The 14882-nt window shown below is 59.9% G+C and carries 14 protein-coding genes and 1 pseudogene; 13 read left to right on the forward strand and 2 right to left on the reverse strand.

The window, feature by feature from the left end; genetic code table 11:
- The 13 genes and pseudogenes from DAAHT2_RS10410 to istB all read left to right on the forward strand — a co-directional run bounded on the left by DAAHT2_RS10410 (window position 1) and on the right by istB (window position 13011).
- Window positions 1–597, forward strand: coding sequence for a hypothetical protein (locus tag DAAHT2_RS10410; RefSeq protein ID WP_013164243.1), 597 nt, complete (start codon window positions 1–3; stop codon window positions 595–597).
- The gene (locus tag DAAHT2_RS10415) at window positions 594–3314 is read left to right on the forward strand and encodes a DUF927 domain-containing protein (protein ID WP_013164244.1); all 2721 of its coding nucleotides are present in this window, start codon (window positions 594–596) and stop codon (window positions 3312–3314) included. Before DAAHT2_RS10410 ends, DAAHT2_RS10415 begins: the two co-directional genes overlap by 4 nt.
- A complete protein-coding gene (locus DAAHT2_RS10420) occupies window positions 3311–3841 on the forward strand; it encodes a hypothetical protein (protein WP_013164245.1) in 531 nt (176 codons plus the stop codon). Before DAAHT2_RS10415 ends, DAAHT2_RS10420 begins: the two co-directional genes overlap by 4 nt.
- Window positions 3838–4341, forward strand: a complete 504-nt coding sequence (locus DAAHT2_RS14975) for a helix-turn-helix domain-containing protein (protein ID WP_013164246.1) — start codon at window positions 3838–3840, stop codon at window positions 4339–4341. The genes DAAHT2_RS10420 and DAAHT2_RS14975 overlap by 4 nt, the downstream gene beginning before the upstream one ends.
- Before the next feature lie 82 nt (window positions 4342–4423).
- Complete coding sequence (locus DAAHT2_RS14695; RefSeq protein WP_013164247.1) at window positions 4424–5011, forward strand: hypothetical protein; 588 nt, start codon at window positions 4424–4426, stop codon at window positions 5009–5011.
- Window positions 5012–5081: 70 nt separating this feature from the next.
- On the forward strand, window positions 5082–5867 hold the full coding sequence (locus tag DAAHT2_RS10440) for a hypothetical protein (RefSeq protein ID WP_013164248.1): 786 nt from the start codon (window positions 5082–5084) through the stop codon (window positions 5865–5867).
- Between the two features lie 258 nt (window positions 5868–6125).
- Window positions 6126–6437, forward strand: a complete 312-nt coding sequence (locus DAAHT2_RS10445) for a hypothetical protein (protein WP_013164249.1) — start codon at window positions 6126–6128, stop codon at window positions 6435–6437.
- A gap of 13 nt (window positions 6438–6450) precedes the next feature.
- Window positions 6451–6705: a hypothetical protein gene (locus DAAHT2_RS10450; RefSeq protein WP_013164250.1), complete on the forward strand. Its 255-nt coding sequence runs from the start codon at window positions 6451–6453 to the stop codon at window positions 6703–6705.
- Window positions 6706–6817: 112 nt separating this feature from the next.
- The gene (locus DAAHT2_RS10455) at window positions 6818–7153 is read left to right on the forward strand and encodes a phage tail assembly protein (protein WP_013164251.1); all 336 of its coding nucleotides are present in this window, start codon (window positions 6818–6820) and stop codon (window positions 7151–7153) included.
- A gap of 66 nt (window positions 7154–7219) precedes the next feature.
- Window positions 7220–9691 (forward strand): phage tail tape measure protein, encoded by a 2472-nt coding sequence (locus tag DAAHT2_RS10460; protein ID WP_013164252.1) that lies wholly within the window; start codon window positions 7220–7222, stop codon window positions 9689–9691.
- Between the two features lie 415 nt (window positions 9692–10106).
- Entirely contained in the window at window positions 10107–10556 is a 450-nt protein-coding gene (locus tag DAAHT2_RS10465; RefSeq protein ID WP_013164253.1) for a helix-turn-helix domain-containing protein, read from the forward strand.
- Between the two features lie 380 nt (window positions 10557–10936).
- Window positions 10937–12210, forward strand: a pseudogene (locus tag DAAHT2_RS15410) (Mu transposase domain-containing protein).
- A 15-nt stretch (window positions 12211–12225) separates the two neighbouring features.
- On the forward strand, window positions 12226–13011 hold the full coding sequence (gene istB / locus DAAHT2_RS10475; protein ID WP_013163231.1) for an IS21-like element helper ATPase IstB: 786 nt from the start codon (window positions 12226–12228) through the stop codon (window positions 13009–13011).
- A gap of 494 nt (window positions 13012–13505) precedes the next feature.
- Here istB and DAAHT2_RS10480 read toward each other — a convergent pair whose 3' ends face one another.
- Together DAAHT2_RS10480 and DAAHT2_RS10485 are read right to left on the reverse strand one after the other, a co-directional pair.
- The gene (locus DAAHT2_RS10480) at window positions 13506–14438 is read right to left on the reverse strand and encodes a carbohydrate kinase family protein (RefSeq protein WP_013164254.1); all 933 of its coding nucleotides are present in this window, start codon (window positions 14436–14438) and stop codon (window positions 13506–13508) included.
- Window positions 14439–14475: 37 nt separating this feature from the next.
- Complete coding sequence (locus DAAHT2_RS10485; RefSeq protein WP_013164255.1) at window positions 14476–14781, reverse strand: hypothetical protein; 306 nt, start codon at window positions 14779–14781, stop codon at window positions 14476–14478.
- Window positions 14782–14882: the final 101 nt, after the last annotated feature.

A 14882-nucleotide genomic window follows, 5' to 3' on the forward strand; every position in this document is an offset into this window, starting at 1 on the left:
ATGACAACCGAAAGCTTACAACCCACCCGCCAAGTCATCGATGTTCATCGGTGGCTTGTGGCCAGTGGCTGGAAAGTTGGGCAAACCTTGCTATACAACCACGTCCGCGAAGGCAAGCTCACCCGCGACCCGGCGACCGGTATGTTTACGCCCCGCCGAGTCGCGGTCTACGCCCGCACCTTCTTGCGGAAAATCTCCTGCGGCAAAACAGTCGACGAAGAACAAACGGCCGCCCTGGCCCGCGAAAAAATGTTAGTCGACACGGACCTAAAACGCATTCGCCGCGAACGAGAAGAGTTCAGGCTGGCGGTCGAGCAAGGCCACTATCTGCTCCGCGACGAAGTCGAAACGATGTTGGCGGACCGCGCCGCCAGCCTAAAGGCAGATGCCACCCACCTGGCCCAGGGCGGCGCCGCCGAATTGGTGGCCCTGGCCCATGGCGATTCGTCCCGTACCGACCGCTTGGCCGCCGCCTTGCTTCGGTTTAGCGAGGATTTATTTTCGCGGTTTGACACCTCTAAAGAATTAACCGTCGAGTTCTATGACGATGAGTCGTCACCCGAGCCCCCGAACAAAAATAAAAGGACCCCGGAATGACCGACCACCTCGAAGATTTCCGGGCGGCCATGGCCGCGGCCGGCCTGACCCCACCAGCCGATCTAGCACCGGGCCGTTTTTGTCGGTTTCCCGGACCAGGTAAGCGCCCCGGCAACAAGTCAGGGTGGTGCAAGTTGTTCGCCGATGGCCGGGGCGGTGCCTTTGGTGATTATGCCAGCGGCCTGTCCGAAACCTGGCAGGCCCACCGCGATCAACCCTTGTCCGCCGCCGACCGTGCCGCTTTTCGGCGGGAGGTAGCCGAGGCCCAAGCCAAGGCCAAAGCAGAACGGCAGGCCGCCCAAGATGCCGCCGCCAAAAAAGCGGCCTCCACCTGGAAAAAGGCCAAGCCGGCCGCCCCGAAGCACCCCTACTTGGTAAAAAAAGGCGTTGCGCCCCACGGCCTTCGCCAGGGCGGTGATGGCTCACTGCTGGTTCCGCTGCGCAACGCCGCCGGGCACATCAGATCCCTGCAAAGAATTTCTGCCACCGGCGAAAAACGTTTTCATCCCGGTGGCCAGATCACCGGCTGCTACTTCTCCCTGGGCGGCCGCCCGGCCGATGGCGGCACCCTGTTGACCTGCGAGGGTTTCGCCACCGGGGCCAGCCTCCATGAGGCTACCGGCTACCCGGTCGTGGTGGCCTTCAACACCGGCAACCTAACACCGGTAGCCAGGGCGATGCGCAAAAAGTTTCCGGCTGCCCGCCTGATCCTGGCGGCCGACGACGACGCGGCCACCATCGGGAACCCCGGCACATCCGCCGCAACCAAAGCCGCCCTGGCGGCTGATGGCCTACTGGCCGTGCCTGACTTCGGCCCGGAGCGCCCGGAAAAGGTAACGGACTTTAATGACCTGGCCGCCGTCGCCGGCCTCGAGGCTGTGAAAAAGTGTGTCGAGGCGGCATCCAAACCAGCCCCCGAGACCACTACCGCCCCATCCGCCGGCACCCATGAAAAGCCGTCCGCCCCCGCCAGCCCCGCCGCCGAGGAAGAAAACGTGGAGTGGGCCGGCGGTGTGTTCAGGATGACGGAGCGTGGGCTGTACCATACCGGCCTGGATAAAGAGGGGCAGCCCACCCAGCCGGTCTTTGTCTGCTCCTGGTTCCTGGTGCTGGGCCAAACCCGCAGCCAGCAGAACACCCAGTGGGGCGTCTTGCTGGAGATCCGAGACCCCGACAGGGTTCATCACCAGGTCGCTGTACCACAAGAGCTGCTGCAGAATGACCGGGGCACCGCCGTCCGGCAACTGCTGGCCGACCACGGCCTGAAAATTACCATCGGCAAAAGCCGTGACCTGCTGCTGGCTTACTTGTCGTGTCACCCTTCAAAAAACCGCTACCTCTGTGTCAATCAGCTTGGCTGGCGGGGTAGCATGTTTTTGCACCCGGCCAGGTCCATCAGCCCGGGCGCTACCACCACCGAAAAGCTGGTTCTCCAAATGGCGGATACCAGCCATGGGTGCGCATCCGCCGGCACGGTGAAAAGCTGGAAACAGTCCGTCGCCGCCCTGGCCGCCGGCAATAGCCGCCTGGTGCTGAGCATCAGCTTGGCTTTTGCTTCACCCTTGTTGAGAGTCGCAGGCGAGGCCCTAGGCGGTATCCACCTATATGGCGGCAGTTCGACCGGCAAGAGCACCGCCGCCTTGACCGGGGCTTCCGTTTTTGGCCCCGAGGGATATCTACTGTCCTGGCGTGGCACCGACGCCGGCCTCGAAGGCCAGTTGGCCATGCGCAGCGATTTTCCCCAATTCATTGAAGAGATCGGCGAAGCCGACACCCGCAAGCTGGCAGCCCTTATCTACACCCTGTTTAACGGTCGGGGTAAATCCCGTAGCACCAAGAGCGGCACCGCTCGGCCCCAGCAAACCTGGTACACACTGGCCTTATCCACCGGCGAATATACCCCGGCGCAAGTAATCGCCAAAGCCGGGATGCGCCCAGCCGCCGGGCTGGATATTCGCCTGGCCTGCGTTCCCGCCGACGCCGGCCAGGGCATGGGGCTGTTCGAGACAATTCACGCGGCGGAAAACCCGGCCGCCTTTGCCTTACAGATCAAGGATGCCGCCGCCGTCAATCATGGCGCCGTAGGGTTGCGCTGGTTGGAACTGGTGGTGCGGGACCGCCTGAAACTGGCAGGGGTACTGAAACGAGAGATCGACGAATTTTGCCGCCTGGAGGTTCCTGCCGGTTCATCGGGGCAGATATACCGGGTAGCCCGCCGCTTTGGTCTGTTTGCCTGTGCCGGAGAGTTGGCCAGTAAGTACGGCCTGACCGGCTGGGAGCCCGGCGAGGCCCTGGCCGCCGCCCGCACCTGTTTCGGGGTTTGGCTTGAGCGGCACGGTGGCACCGGCGACAAGGAAACCGCCAACCTGCTGAACCAGGTCAAAAACTTCCTGGAGCTGCATGGTTCGGCCCGGTTTGAGTATGCCAGCTCGGAGACCGGCGAACAAAAAGTGATCGGCCGCGCCGGTTTTTATGATTACGACGTCGATGGCGTCCGCCAATTCATGGTTTTCCCGACCGTTTACCGGAATGAAATGATCGAGGGTTTCGACCCCAAAGCCGCCACCCGTATCTTGCTGGCCCACGGCTGGCTTGTGCCCGGTACCGATGGCCGCCCCAACCAGAAAATCCGCTTACCTGGCGTGGGCCCGGCCCGAGTGTATGTGTTCAGCGGCAAGATGTGGACTGACAACCCCGAGCCCGGAGGTGAAACTTGATCAGCCTGCGAGACTTGGCCGCCCGGCGGCCACAAAGTGTAAGCGGCGGCACCCCCACGGCACCGATCATGCCCACCGATGAACTGCAACCGCCGACGAACGGCGCCCCACCTGCCGCCATGGCGGAAAACTGCATGCAACCGGATGATATTCCGGCTGCCCAGGGCCTGGGGTCAGGGCACGGGCCGGGCCTGTTGGCCGCGCACCGCCGCCTTGGTCGGTTGTTCTTGCCGCCCAGTGTTAACGAGCAGGCGGCTTTCCGGGCCGGTTTCGCCTGGTTGCGTCCCCGGCTGCCCCAGCTCCAGGCCGGAGGCTGGACCCGCCCCGAGCTGTTCCGCCGCAACCGCGCCCGGCGGGGCCTGGCCTGGTTGTCCTTGTGGGCTGCGCCGGGAGTGCTGCCCGCCCTGGCAGAGTCAGGCGCGGTGGTTTTCACTCTTCACCGCGCCCTTGGCCGCAAAACAACCCAAACCGCCTGGCCGGCTGCCCGCTGCCCTGGCGTGAAACCATCAGGAGGGTCGCCCAAATGACCACCCAGCGGTTCATCGCTTCTGCTTATTCCGGCGTTTACCACCTTGCCGGGCCGTCGAAATATTCCCTGTGCAAGGTGGTCGAGGGCTTCGACCATGCCGCCGGGGAGCAAACCAGGTGGGGGAAAACCGACGCACCAACCCCCAACATAACCACCACCCGCCCCATCGGCCGGCGCCTGTGTCGCAACTACGAAAAGAGAAGACAGGCCGACCAGCAAGGCGACTCAACACCAACCCAAACCGCCCGCCCGGTCGCCCACCGACTTGGCGGGGCAACAGGAGGTCACGCAATGGAAGAAGAGCGATTCCCTGAGTTGGTTTACGTCCGCACCGCCGCCCAGGCCCTGGATGTCCACGTCAGCTACATTTACAAGCTGATCGAGGAAGGCCAGCTGCAAGCCATCCGCCTGGGCAAACGGGGGATCAGGATCACCCGCGACAGCCTGGAAGAATGCTTGGTCCGCCGGGGGATCAACCCCGCCGACAAGCTTGATTAACACCGCCGGCCGCGTCTTGTGATCGAGGCCCCGGCGAAACCCCGCTACTAAAGCGACCCCTTAACCTGTGAGGACCACCGCCATGAAACACGCCACCCACCCCCTCAACGCCACCGCCACCAGCATGGTCGGATATGCCAAAGGGCTACTGGCCCGCGTTGGCTTGGCCGCCGCCACCGCCGGGCAAACGCGCAACCCCGATGGTGGCCACGGTCAAAGCCTTAACACCGGCAACCACCAAGGCATTCCCGCCGGTGGTGTCGCCGGTCAGGTTGACCCAGCCGCCCTGGAGCAAGCCAAAACGGCAGGCCGCACCGAGGCCCTGCAAGAAGCTGCTGCCACGCTTGGCGACATTAACAACCTTTGCATGCTTGCCGGTCACCCGGAAGTCCTGGGCGCCCTGATCGAGTACCGCGGTTTCGATGTTGACGGGGCGCGGGAAACCTTATTGGACTACAAGGCCGCCCTGGGCGATAGCAACCCTATCAGGTCCGGCACCTCATCAACTTACATATCGAACCCCGGCGTTAACTACTTGCTGCAAGATGCCGCTCGCCGCGCCAGCCAGTATGCCGCCGAAAGGGCCGCTTCTGCGACTGCAGAGCAGCAGCCCGAACACAAGGAAGGAGAAGCAGCCACTACGGCAGGCGAATGTCAGCCTGTCCAGTAGTCGCCCATCGGCCCGGGCAACACGCGGGCCGCAACTATAAACCCAAAACCCACGAAAGAGGCAGACCACCATGAATAACCAAAGCGAAACCAGTACCACCGCAAACCTTTTCTTTGGCTTGGACCAGGCCACGGCTGAAGAAATGGGCCGAAACTACCTTGAGGTTTCTCGGCGTCGCGCCGAGGTCCTGCGCGACCAAGTCGCAATCCACCGCGAGCTGGTCAACCTTCGTCAGCAGACCCTGGCCGGCGGAAACGTAAAGACCAAAGAAAAGCAGACCCGCGAACAAAAAGAGCAGGCAGACCTGGACCTGGAGGTTTACGACCGCCGCTTGCTGGATCTGGAAAAGGCCATCCCCGAGCGTGTGCGCCAGGAGGCGGCGGAAGATATCGAGGCCAGCAGCCATGAAATCGAAAATACCCGCAAGGCCATCGACGCCGAAAAAGACAAGATATTGAGCCTGCTGGCCGAAGCCCTGGTTCAGCGTGAAAAAATTGAACTGACGCCGATGTTTTCCAATGGCCGGGATCGTATGCTTTCAATCCCGCTGGAAACCCGCCTGGATTTTTCGGACTTGGTGTTAAGCCTCGAGTGGAAACAGGTCTTGCAGGAGAAGGTGGACCAACTCCGCAATCCTGAAAATGAAACCCGCCCCCTTGAGGTCCGGATAAACGACTGCCACCGCCGCCAAGAGCGGCTGGAGAAAACCATAGAAGCCCCGGATAGCGAAGTGCTCAAGGGCCTGATCACCACCCTGGGCGGTGAAGTGGTGCAGCCCCGGCCGGCGGCAGGTTGCGCCTGTGCCGGCGGCCAAATAAAAGTCGGCGACGATCACCCGGCCGCCGCGGCGGCATAAAGCACGGCCGGGCCGTTACAGCGTAACGAATCACGGCGGCCGAGAGGTCGCCGAACAAAGCGAATCGCTTGGCCGGTTCCGGATTTCCGGCCAAGCACCCTGGGTTACCTGATTTGCCAGGGTAAAGAACCATCAGGCCGCCGTGCCTTGTTATTGGTACTGCCTGCCAACAGCAAGGTTGTATCCCCCCGCGTTACCGGTTTGGTGGGGCGGCAAAACACCGGGTTTTTTTATCAACCACCACCAGGAGAAATATGCATGAGATATCTTGCCGTTTGCCACCCCACCAGCCCCGTTGCCGTGCTGCTCGAGGGCGACCGCCAGGATGAAGCCCTGGCCGCCTTCCTGGATGGCGACCACCACCAATGGATCGACCTTGCCCGCAACGATGCGGCCGAGGTTTTGCCGGACGTTGAGGATCCCCGCGACCTTTCCGAAGCCGAATTTGACGACGCCCTGTCCGCCGCCGGCGGCCGCCCGGTTCTGGACCTGGATGCCGAAATTTTGGAGCATGGCGAAAGACCAAACCACCTTCCCCAGGACTGGAGCCTGTGGTCATTGGACGGTTAGGAGGTAATTGCAAATGTGTACCGATCGAGAGCTTTTGGAAAAAATCGACAAAAAACTTGATCACTTGATCCAATTGATCGGCCGGGACCTGTTGCCTGCCCCGCCGGTTGGCACGGAAGAGGACCAGGCATTGATCAACCTGGCCCGGATCGACCCCGACCGGGCGGTTGCAGCAGCCAAGGCCCGCGCCAAAGCGTTAATGCGCCGAGAACGGGAAGAACGTCGAGCGTTGCGCCAAAACACCAGTAAAACAGAGAGAACGGGGTAGTGGTTGCCGCTCCTGCCCTGAACGGAAAAAATAGCACCGAATAACACACCACCGTGACCAGTTTCACAATCGGCCACGGCCCATCCTACAACCATGACCTGGAGCAACCAACATGACCAACAACCCCGAGAGCAAATACACCCCCGCAATCGACACCACCCCCCGCTACGTGGAACAAGTCAAACTGACAAAACCCATCGACTTTGAGGGCAAAAAGATAGTCGAGTTGGAACTGAAAATGGGCGACCTCAGCGGTCACGACTTGCTCAAAGCCGAGCGGGAATTTGCTACCACCGGCAACTATTCGCCGGTGGCGGTAACTAGCCAAGAATACCTGGCCATTGTGGCTGGACATGCCGCTGGACTGCCAACGGATGCCATCAAATCTTTAGGCGCCCACGATTTTGCCCATGTAACCACCCTGGTGCAGAATTTTTTACTCGGGTAGGCCGAACACAGGTATAACCCCACTGGCTGGCCGCCTTTAATAAACCAGAAAATAGGAGTAACAGAGATGAGTCGCGTACACGAAATAGCGTTCAAACTGGCCGGCCAGGTAGGCCAGGGCTTCAATAACGCCTTCACCTCGGCCAATGGTCACGTCAGTCGCCTAGACGAACGCCTGCGTGGTATGAACCAACAGGCCAGGCGTGTTGATGCCTTCCAGAACCTGGAGCGGGAGGTAAGCAGCACCGGTGTCGAGCTGATGCAGGCCCGCACTGAGGTTTCTCGCCTGGGCCAAGAGATGCAGGCCACCACCAAACCCAGCACCGAACTGAGGCGCAGCTTCAGCGAGGCTCAAAAACGAGTAAGCCGGCTGGAGAAGTCACTCCAAAGCAAAAACCAACGCCTTGCGGACTCCCGGGCCGAGTTGGGCCGAGCGGGCATCAACACCGCCAACCTGGCTCGCGAACACCAGCAACTGCAGCGCCAGATCCAGGCTACCCAGATGCGCATGCAGGGTTTCCAGCGCATCGCCGGCAGCGGCCTGCAGCGTAACCTGCAACAGACCGGTGCCGAGGCCATGCGCCTGGGCCGCCGGGTGGCCACTCTGGGCGGCGCTGCAGCCGCCGGCATATTCGGCCTGGCCTACTCCACCGCCAAATTTGGCGATCATGCCGCCAAGACCTCCACCGCCTTGGGCATGAACGCCGAGGCATATATGGAACTGAGTTACGCTGGTGGATTGGCCGGTGTCTCGGCAGACAAACTGGACAGTTCACTGACCGCCATGACCAGACGCGTCAGTCAAGCCGCCGCCGGTAGCGGTGAAGCCCGCAACGCCCTTGAAGAAATGGGAATATCTGCCCAATGGCTGAACCAACTCTCACCGGAACGACAGTTGGAGGAGCTCGCCGACGCCTTTAAGCATGTTGAAAATGAAAACGACCGGGCAAGGCTGGCCATGGACCTTTTTAGCCGCCAAGGTGTGGGCATGGTAAACATGCTCAAGGACGGCAGCGCCGCCTTGCGAGAAACGCGCGCCGAAGGTCGACGCTCCGGCGCTGTACTGGGCAAAGAAGCCCGTAAAGACGCCGTCAGCTTCATGGACTCCCTACAAAAGGTCACCAAGACGGCATCAGGTGTGCGCCACATGTTTGGTGCCCGCCTGATGCCGGTAGTTACAAACGTCATGGAGAAAATGAGCAGCTATTTTGAGGACAACACGGAAAAATTCCAGCGATTTGCAGATATCTTCGCCCAAAAAGTATCCAGCGCAATTCCCAAACTTATGGAGATCAGCCGGAATATTTATACCGCCACCAGTCGGGTGGCCGGTTTTGCCATCGGCATAACCAACGCCATCGGTGGCGTCCACCGCTTGGCCTACATTCTGGCCTTAGCCTTTTCCGCCAAGTTGATAATTGGAATAGTCAAGACCATCCACTCACTTGTCATGGTCGTTAGTGGTATCCGATGGGTAATAGCCGCCACCCGTAAGCTGCACGCCGCCTCCCTTACAACTATCGCACTTAATAAAGCCAAGGCGGCCGGGGCTATAGCTTACGCTGGCGCTCAACGAATGGCAGCTCTTGCCACCAAAGGCTGGACCACCGCCCAGTGGCTGCTCAACGCGGCCATGACCGCCAACCCCATCGGTATGGCGGTAGCCGGCGCCGCGGCCCTGGCCGCCGGCGCCTACCTGCTGATCCGCAATTGGAAGAAGGTGAGCGCCTTTTTTGTGCGGCTCCCCGGCATCAGCCACCTGATAGAACAATTCCAGCGGGTGCGTGATTGGTTGCACAACCTCAGTCTGTTTGATTCCGGCGCCGCCTTGGTGGTAAGCCTTGTACGGGGTATAGTCTCCCGGGCACGGGCACCTGTTGATGCAGTGCGTAACATCGTCTCCAACGCCCGCGATCTGCTACCATTCTCCGATGCCAAGTCCGGCCCCCTGAGTAATTTGAGCAAGAGCGGCCCGGCCTTGATGCAGACCATCGCCGCCGGCATCAAGGGCAAAGAGATCCACGACCGGGTAGCCGCCACAATAGGCCAAGCAAAGAAAGCCATCCCCGCCGCCTTGGCCGTTGGTCTGGCCATAACCCCTATAGCCGCTCCGGCCGCCGCCAGCCAAGTGCCAGCAATGCAGGCCCACTATCAGGTCGAACCCCCACAGGTTCCTCGTTTACCGGACCTAGCCGCTGCCGCCCGTTGGCAGGCACAGGCCCCCGATCTGCCCCGGCTCCAAGGTTTGCAGGCCCGAGCCCGCTACCAGGCCGAAACCCCACAAGCTCCCCGCTTGCCGGATGTCGCCAGCGGAACCGGTGGCCGGGGCCTTAACCGCCTGCTGGGCGAGTTGACCGGACCGGGCGGGGCAGCTACTGCCCCTGCCTCAGTGCATAATACGATCACCATCAATATCAACGCCACCGGTGCCACCGAGCCCTCAGCCGCCATCCGCAACGCAGGCCGCGACGTGGCCCGCCAAGCGGTACAGGCCATCGAGGAACACTGGCAGCGCCAGCGGAGACTGAGCTACGACTGAGCGCACTGCCACCAAAAGTATCGGCGACACTCTGGGAGAGCTGTTTGGCCTGTGGGACGGTGCCAGGCGTTTCAATCAGGGCTAAGTGAGCCTTTGAGTCGACAAAGATCATAAACTGAGACGCGAGGCCGTTTTTCTGCTGGCGCCGCCGTAAACCCGCATAGGCGGTCACCCCCTGTAATTACCTCTGGCGCCAGGGGGTGACCGTTCGTCGCCGTCGCACCAAAAACCTACCATTACACAGGAGCAAAACCACATTGCGCCAGATGCCACAAACAAACCGGCCCCATGTACCACAAAAAGTCAGCGGGTCCTTCCGGGGGTCTGCTGCCATACGCGTCGGGGAGGCCCGATTCTCGGCTAAATTTAGAATTTACTTATGCACTGAAATAATGTAATGCGGGGAGAATCCTACATGAATCGCGCAAAAACAGCAGGTTGCACAAAATATGAACCAGCGAGAGCGGGGCTATTATCAGGCATTGCCGAGAAAATCACACCCGCGATGTTTGATCCGGGGTTTGTCGTTGATCATTTTTTGAACAAGCAAAACGTTCACAAAATGATCTCAAAAACGACCTGTCAATACTGCGGTTTTTCCTTGCCTGATAGTGTAGCGGATTCTTGGAAGGAAGGTAAGCGGGGTAAGTGCCGCAACTGCCGAAACCCTGTTTCAATTACCGGCGGCACCGCCCTGGGCGGCTTGCACCTGAAGCCCGCCGAGATCACGATGCTTGCCTTGCTGCTGGCCTTCGGCTGCGGCCCTGGCGAGATCGCCAAGCTGATGGGCCGGAGCCGGGGCACGGTGGGCAACTGGATCAAGCGCCTGACCACCATTGACCAAGGGGAAGATCCCCAGGCTTAACCCCGCCAGCCAGCAGTATTAACCACCAGGCCGGCCGCACTGCTCCAGGAGCAGCGGCCGGCTTTTATTTTGCGCGCCGTCGTTACAGTGTAACGCCAACAGGCAACCCGAAGCCCCGCACCTGCCCAGCCACCTTTTGCACAAACTGTTAATGATCACCCATATGGAGCCACTTCGTGATCAGCTAATGGAGCCAGTTAAGGATCAGCTTAATGGAGCCATGGCGTGATCAGCTAATGGAGCCACTTGCGGATCAGTTAATGGCGCCACCCCTTCCCTTGAGTTCATAAACGGGTCCCGGACTTTCTGCGGATCGGCTATATCTTCCTGAAAAAATCCATTTTCAGGAGGGATAGCCGATGGCCAATAGGAGGTTCGAGATGTTTCAATACCGTCAAATTCTTACCCAAATGCGGTTGGGCCAGTCCGACCGTCAGATCGCCAAGGCCAAGCTGATGGGCCGTCGCAAGGCCGCGCAGTTGCGGGCCTTGGCCCAGCAGCAGGGCTGGCTCGATCCCGCCCGGGAGTTGCCGGATGATGCCGAGCTGGCCAAAGTAATCAAGCTGCCGGCTCCGGGTGAATCGGCGGTGCCGCTGCTGCTGCCGTACCAGGAGCAGCTCAAGACCTGGCAGGCGGCCGGGATCAACGGCACCGCCATGCACCAGACCCTGGTGCGCGAACACGGCTTTACCGGTAGTTACTCCTCGGTCAGACGTTTTCTCCAGGACCTCAAGGGGGATAACCCCCAAGCCACGGTAATGCTGGACTTTGATCCCGGCGAAGCGGCCCAGGTGGATTTCGGTTCCGGCCCCAAGCTGCTTGATCCCCAGACCGGCAAGCCGTTTTCCACCTGGGTGTTCGTCATGACCCTCCCCAGATGAAGGGGCGGGTGGAGTCCGGGGTCAAATACGTCAAAAACAACTTCCTGCCCTTGCGTACGTTCCGCAGTCTGGTCGATGCCAATCGCCAGCTTAAGGAGTGGGTGCTGGCAACGGCCGGCAACCGGAGCCACGGCACCACCAAGCAAAAGCCGTTGGTCATGTTCGCCGAGGCGGAGAAGGCCTTCCTTAAACCTTTGCCCGCCGTGGCCCCGGAGTTGGCGGTCTGGGCCGAGCACAAGCTGCACGGCAACTGCCATCTCCAGTTCGACAAAGCTTACTACTCCGCTCCCTTCAAGCTGGTGCACAAGAAGCTGTGGGTCAAGGCGACCGAAAACACCGTCAAGATCTACCACCAGCATCAACAGGTGGCGATCCATCCCCGCTGTGGCCGTCCCGGCCAGAAGGCCACCTGTATCGATCATCTGCCGCCGGACGCCGTCGCCTACCTGATGCGCGATCCCCAGTGGTGTCTCAAGCAGGCCGGTGAGATCGGCCCCCACTGCCACCGCCTGATCCACCGGCTGTTGAGTCACCGGGTGGTTGATCATCTCCGGGCGGCCCAAGGGGTGCTCCGGTTGGCCGGCAAATACGGCCCGGAGCGGCTGGAGGCCGCCTGTCACCGAGCGCTGATCTACGACAGCCCCCAATACATCACGGTCAAAACCATCCTCGGCAAGGGGCTTGACCAACAGCCCCCGGAAACGGAACCGGTGGCGGCCGGCATGGCCTACCGGGGCCAGGGCCGCTTCCAGCGCCAACAACTTTTTCACTGATAAGGAGGAACCTCAATGAATCCCATGCCCGAACTGATCCCCATGCTCAAACAGTTGCGACTCTCCGGCATCCTTGATTCCCTGGAAGCCAGAAACCGCCAGGCCATCGAGGAAAAGCTGGCCTACACCGACTTCCTGGCCATGCTGGTCCAGGACGAAGTCGCCCGCCGTTCCCAGCGCAAGTTCGCCATGCGTGTCCGCCGGGCCAACTTCCGTAACCACAAAACCCTGGAGGAGTTCGACTTCTCCTTCAACCCCAACATCAACCGCGCCCTGATCATGGACCTGGCCACCTGCCGCTTCCTGGAAGAGGGCGCCAACCTGCTGGTGGTCGGCCCCTGCGGCACCGGCAAGAGCCATATCGCCCAGGCCATCGGCCACTGCGCGGTCAGAATGGGCTACGATGTGCTCTTCACGACCCAGACCAAGATGCTGGGCCAACTACACGCCGCCCGCGCCACCAACGCCTACGAACGGCGGCTTAACGCCCTGGCCAAGGTCGATCTGCTGATCATCGACGACTTCGGCCTCAAACCACTGCGCACCCCCCAGGATGAGGATATCCATGACCTGGTTGGAGAACGTTACGAGCGCCGTTCCACCATCATCACCAGCAACCTGGATCTCAACGAGTGGGGTGACGCCTTCCCCAATAAACTGCTGGGCTCGGCCACCATCGACCGCATCCGCCACGGCGCTTACTCACTGCTCCTGGACGGCAAAAGCTTCCGAGCGGCCAGGCCGCTGCCCAAATACCCCAAAAACGAGGTTGCCGAAAACAGCAAAAAAGGCAAAAATTAAAAACCGTCCGGAGCCCCAAAATGGCCACTTGAGGGTGGCTCCATTAGCTGATCATGGGTGGCTCCATTAGGGTGATCATTAACACAAACCACTATCTATCTGTTTTTGCGGCTGTACCCGCTGTACCCATTGTGTACCCAATAGCGGGGACAAATAACTTGTTGATTTTACGCCCTGTACCCACTGTACCCGCCGTACCCGCTGTTTTATATTAAGATACAAAACGCATCAACAGGATTAAGGTCCGCCAAAAACACTTTAATCTTTACCCCTCCACCATCATTAACCTGGGGGCAACTCCGGGGGCAACTCAAGACTCTACGAAGAGCCAAAATCTTGATTAGACGACAAAACCGCTATGCAGTTTGGTGGCCTGCATCGCCACCAGGTTAAAACGCAAGGCGCCGCAGCAGGGCGTCTTGCTGGCATAAAAAAAGCTCCCGCGTCGCGCAAGCGACGTAGGGAGCTTTTTTTGTGTAACCCAGGGGTAAAGCTTAAAAGGTCGAGCCAAAGCTCTCCTGGTAGCGGGCCTTGAACTCATCCATGGTAAAATGATGGTTCTGGGTACCGTAATGTTCAATTTTGATCGCCCCGCACAGGGCGGCGATCCTGCCGGTGGTCTCCCAGTCCAGACCCTTCTCCAGCCCGTACAGCAACCCGGCCCGGTAGGCGTCGCCGCAACCGGTGGGGTCCTTGGCCTCGCCGATTTTGGCCGGCGGAATATCGATGCACTTGCCGTCGGTGTAAATCCTGGAACCTTCACCGCCCAGGGTAACGATCAGGGCCTGCAGCCGGCCGGCCAGGTCTTCCAGGGTTTTTCCGGTTCGCTCACACAGCAGTTGGGCCTCGTAGTCGTTGAGCGTAGCGTAGGTAGCCTGCTCGATAAAGCGGTTCAAGTCATTGCCGTCAAACATCGGCATGCCCTGGCCGGGATCGAAGATAAAGGGGATGCCGGCGGCGGCAAACTGCTCGGCATGCTGAATCATCCCGTCTCGGCCATCGGGGGAAACGATGCCAATGGTCACCCCTTCGGCCTCCTGGACCTTCAGTTGATGGGAGTGAGCCATGGCGCCGGGGTGAAAGGCGGTGATCTGGTTGTCATCCATATCGGTGGTGATAAAGGCCTGACCGGTATAGGTGTCTTCGACTTCCTTGATGTGCCGCCGGCTGATCCCGTACCGGTCCATCCAGTCGGCATAGGGCCCAAAGTCCGTACCAACGGTGGCCATGGGCAGGGGGTTACCCCCCAGCAGTTGCAGGTTGTAGGCGATATTACCGGCACAGCCCCCGAATTCCCGCCGCATTTGGGGAACCAAAAAAGATACATTCAAAATATGCACTTTATCCGGAATAATATGATTCTTGAACCGGTCGGGAAAAACCATGATGGTATCGTAGGCGTAAGAGCCACAAAGCAGTACTGACATTACTCTCCTTCCTTTGCTGATTTGTTCTTAATGCTGCTTATATTTCGTCGTCTTCTTCATCATCATCATCTTCTTCGTCTTCATCCTCTTCATCTTCCGGCTCACCGGTTTCGGTCTCCTCCTCGGAGTCCTCCTCTCCGGGAGTTTTGCCAGCCTTGGGGGGCGGTAAAATCATGGCCTTGATCCGCTCAACCTCTTCCCGCACTTTATCGTCGGCCAGGCAGGCTTCACACTCCAGTAAATGGTTCTCCATAAAGGCCACCATCCGGGCCGGGGCCATGGCCTCACTCTGCACTTGCAGGTACCAGTTTTTGACAAGTTTCTGTAAACGCTGGCATTCCATATCGGAACGGACTCCTTGCTGATCTTGTGATGACTTCCAAAAATTAAATTTTCCATTACCGAGCAGGAAAAACGTTGTCTAGTGGCAACTTACAAGCTATC

It is taken from the genome of Desulfurivibrio alkaliphilus AHT 2 (genome assembly GCF_000092205.1).
Taxonomy (GTDB): Bacteria; Desulfobacterota; Desulfobulbia; order Desulfobulbales; family Desulfurivibrionaceae; genus Desulfurivibrio; species Desulfurivibrio alkaliphilus.

Coding starts and splice junctions, on each gene's coding strand:
- DAAHT2_RS10410 (WP_013164243.1), top strand. CDS start 1: ATGACAACCGAAAGCTTACAACCCACCCGCCAAGTCATCGATGTTCAT.
- DAAHT2_RS10415 (WP_013164244.1), top strand. CDS start 594: ATGACCGACCACCTCGAAGATTTCCGGGCGGCCATGGCCGCGGCCGGC.
- DAAHT2_RS14975 (WP_013164246.1), top strand. CDS start 3,838: ATGACCACCCAGCGGTTCATCGCTTCTGCTTATTCCGGCGTTTACCAC.
- DAAHT2_RS14695 (WP_013164247.1), top strand. CDS start 4,424: ATGAAACACGCCACCCACCCCCTCAACGCCACCGCCACCAGCATGGTC.
- DAAHT2_RS10440 (WP_013164248.1), top strand. CDS start 5,082: ATGAATAACCAAAGCGAAACCAGTACCACCGCAAACCTTTTCTTTGGC.
- DAAHT2_RS10445 (WP_013164249.1), top strand. CDS start 6,126: ATGAGATATCTTGCCGTTTGCCACCCCACCAGCCCCGTTGCCGTGCTG.
- DAAHT2_RS10450 (WP_013164250.1), top strand. CDS start 6,451: ATGTGTACCGATCGAGAGCTTTTGGAAAAAATCGACAAAAAACTTGAT.
- DAAHT2_RS10455 (WP_013164251.1), top strand. CDS start 6,818: ATGACCAACAACCCCGAGAGCAAATACACCCCCGCAATCGACACCACC.
- DAAHT2_RS10460 (WP_013164252.1), top strand. CDS start 7,220: ATGAGTCGCGTACACGAAATAGCGTTCAAACTGGCCGGCCAGGTAGGC.
- DAAHT2_RS10465 (WP_013164253.1), top strand. CDS start 10,107: ATGAATCGCGCAAAAACAGCAGGTTGCACAAAATATGAACCAGCGAGA.
- istB (WP_013163231.1), top strand. CDS start 12,226: ATGAATCCCATGCCCGAACTGATCCCCATGCTCAAACAGTTGCGACTC.
- DAAHT2_RS10480 (WP_013164254.1), bottom strand. CDS start 14,438: ATGTCAGTACTGCTTTGTGGCTCTTACGCCTACGATACCATCATGGTT.
- DAAHT2_RS10485 (WP_013164255.1), bottom strand. CDS start 14,781: ATGGAATGCCAGCGTTTACAGAAACTTGTCAAAAACTGGTACCTGCAA.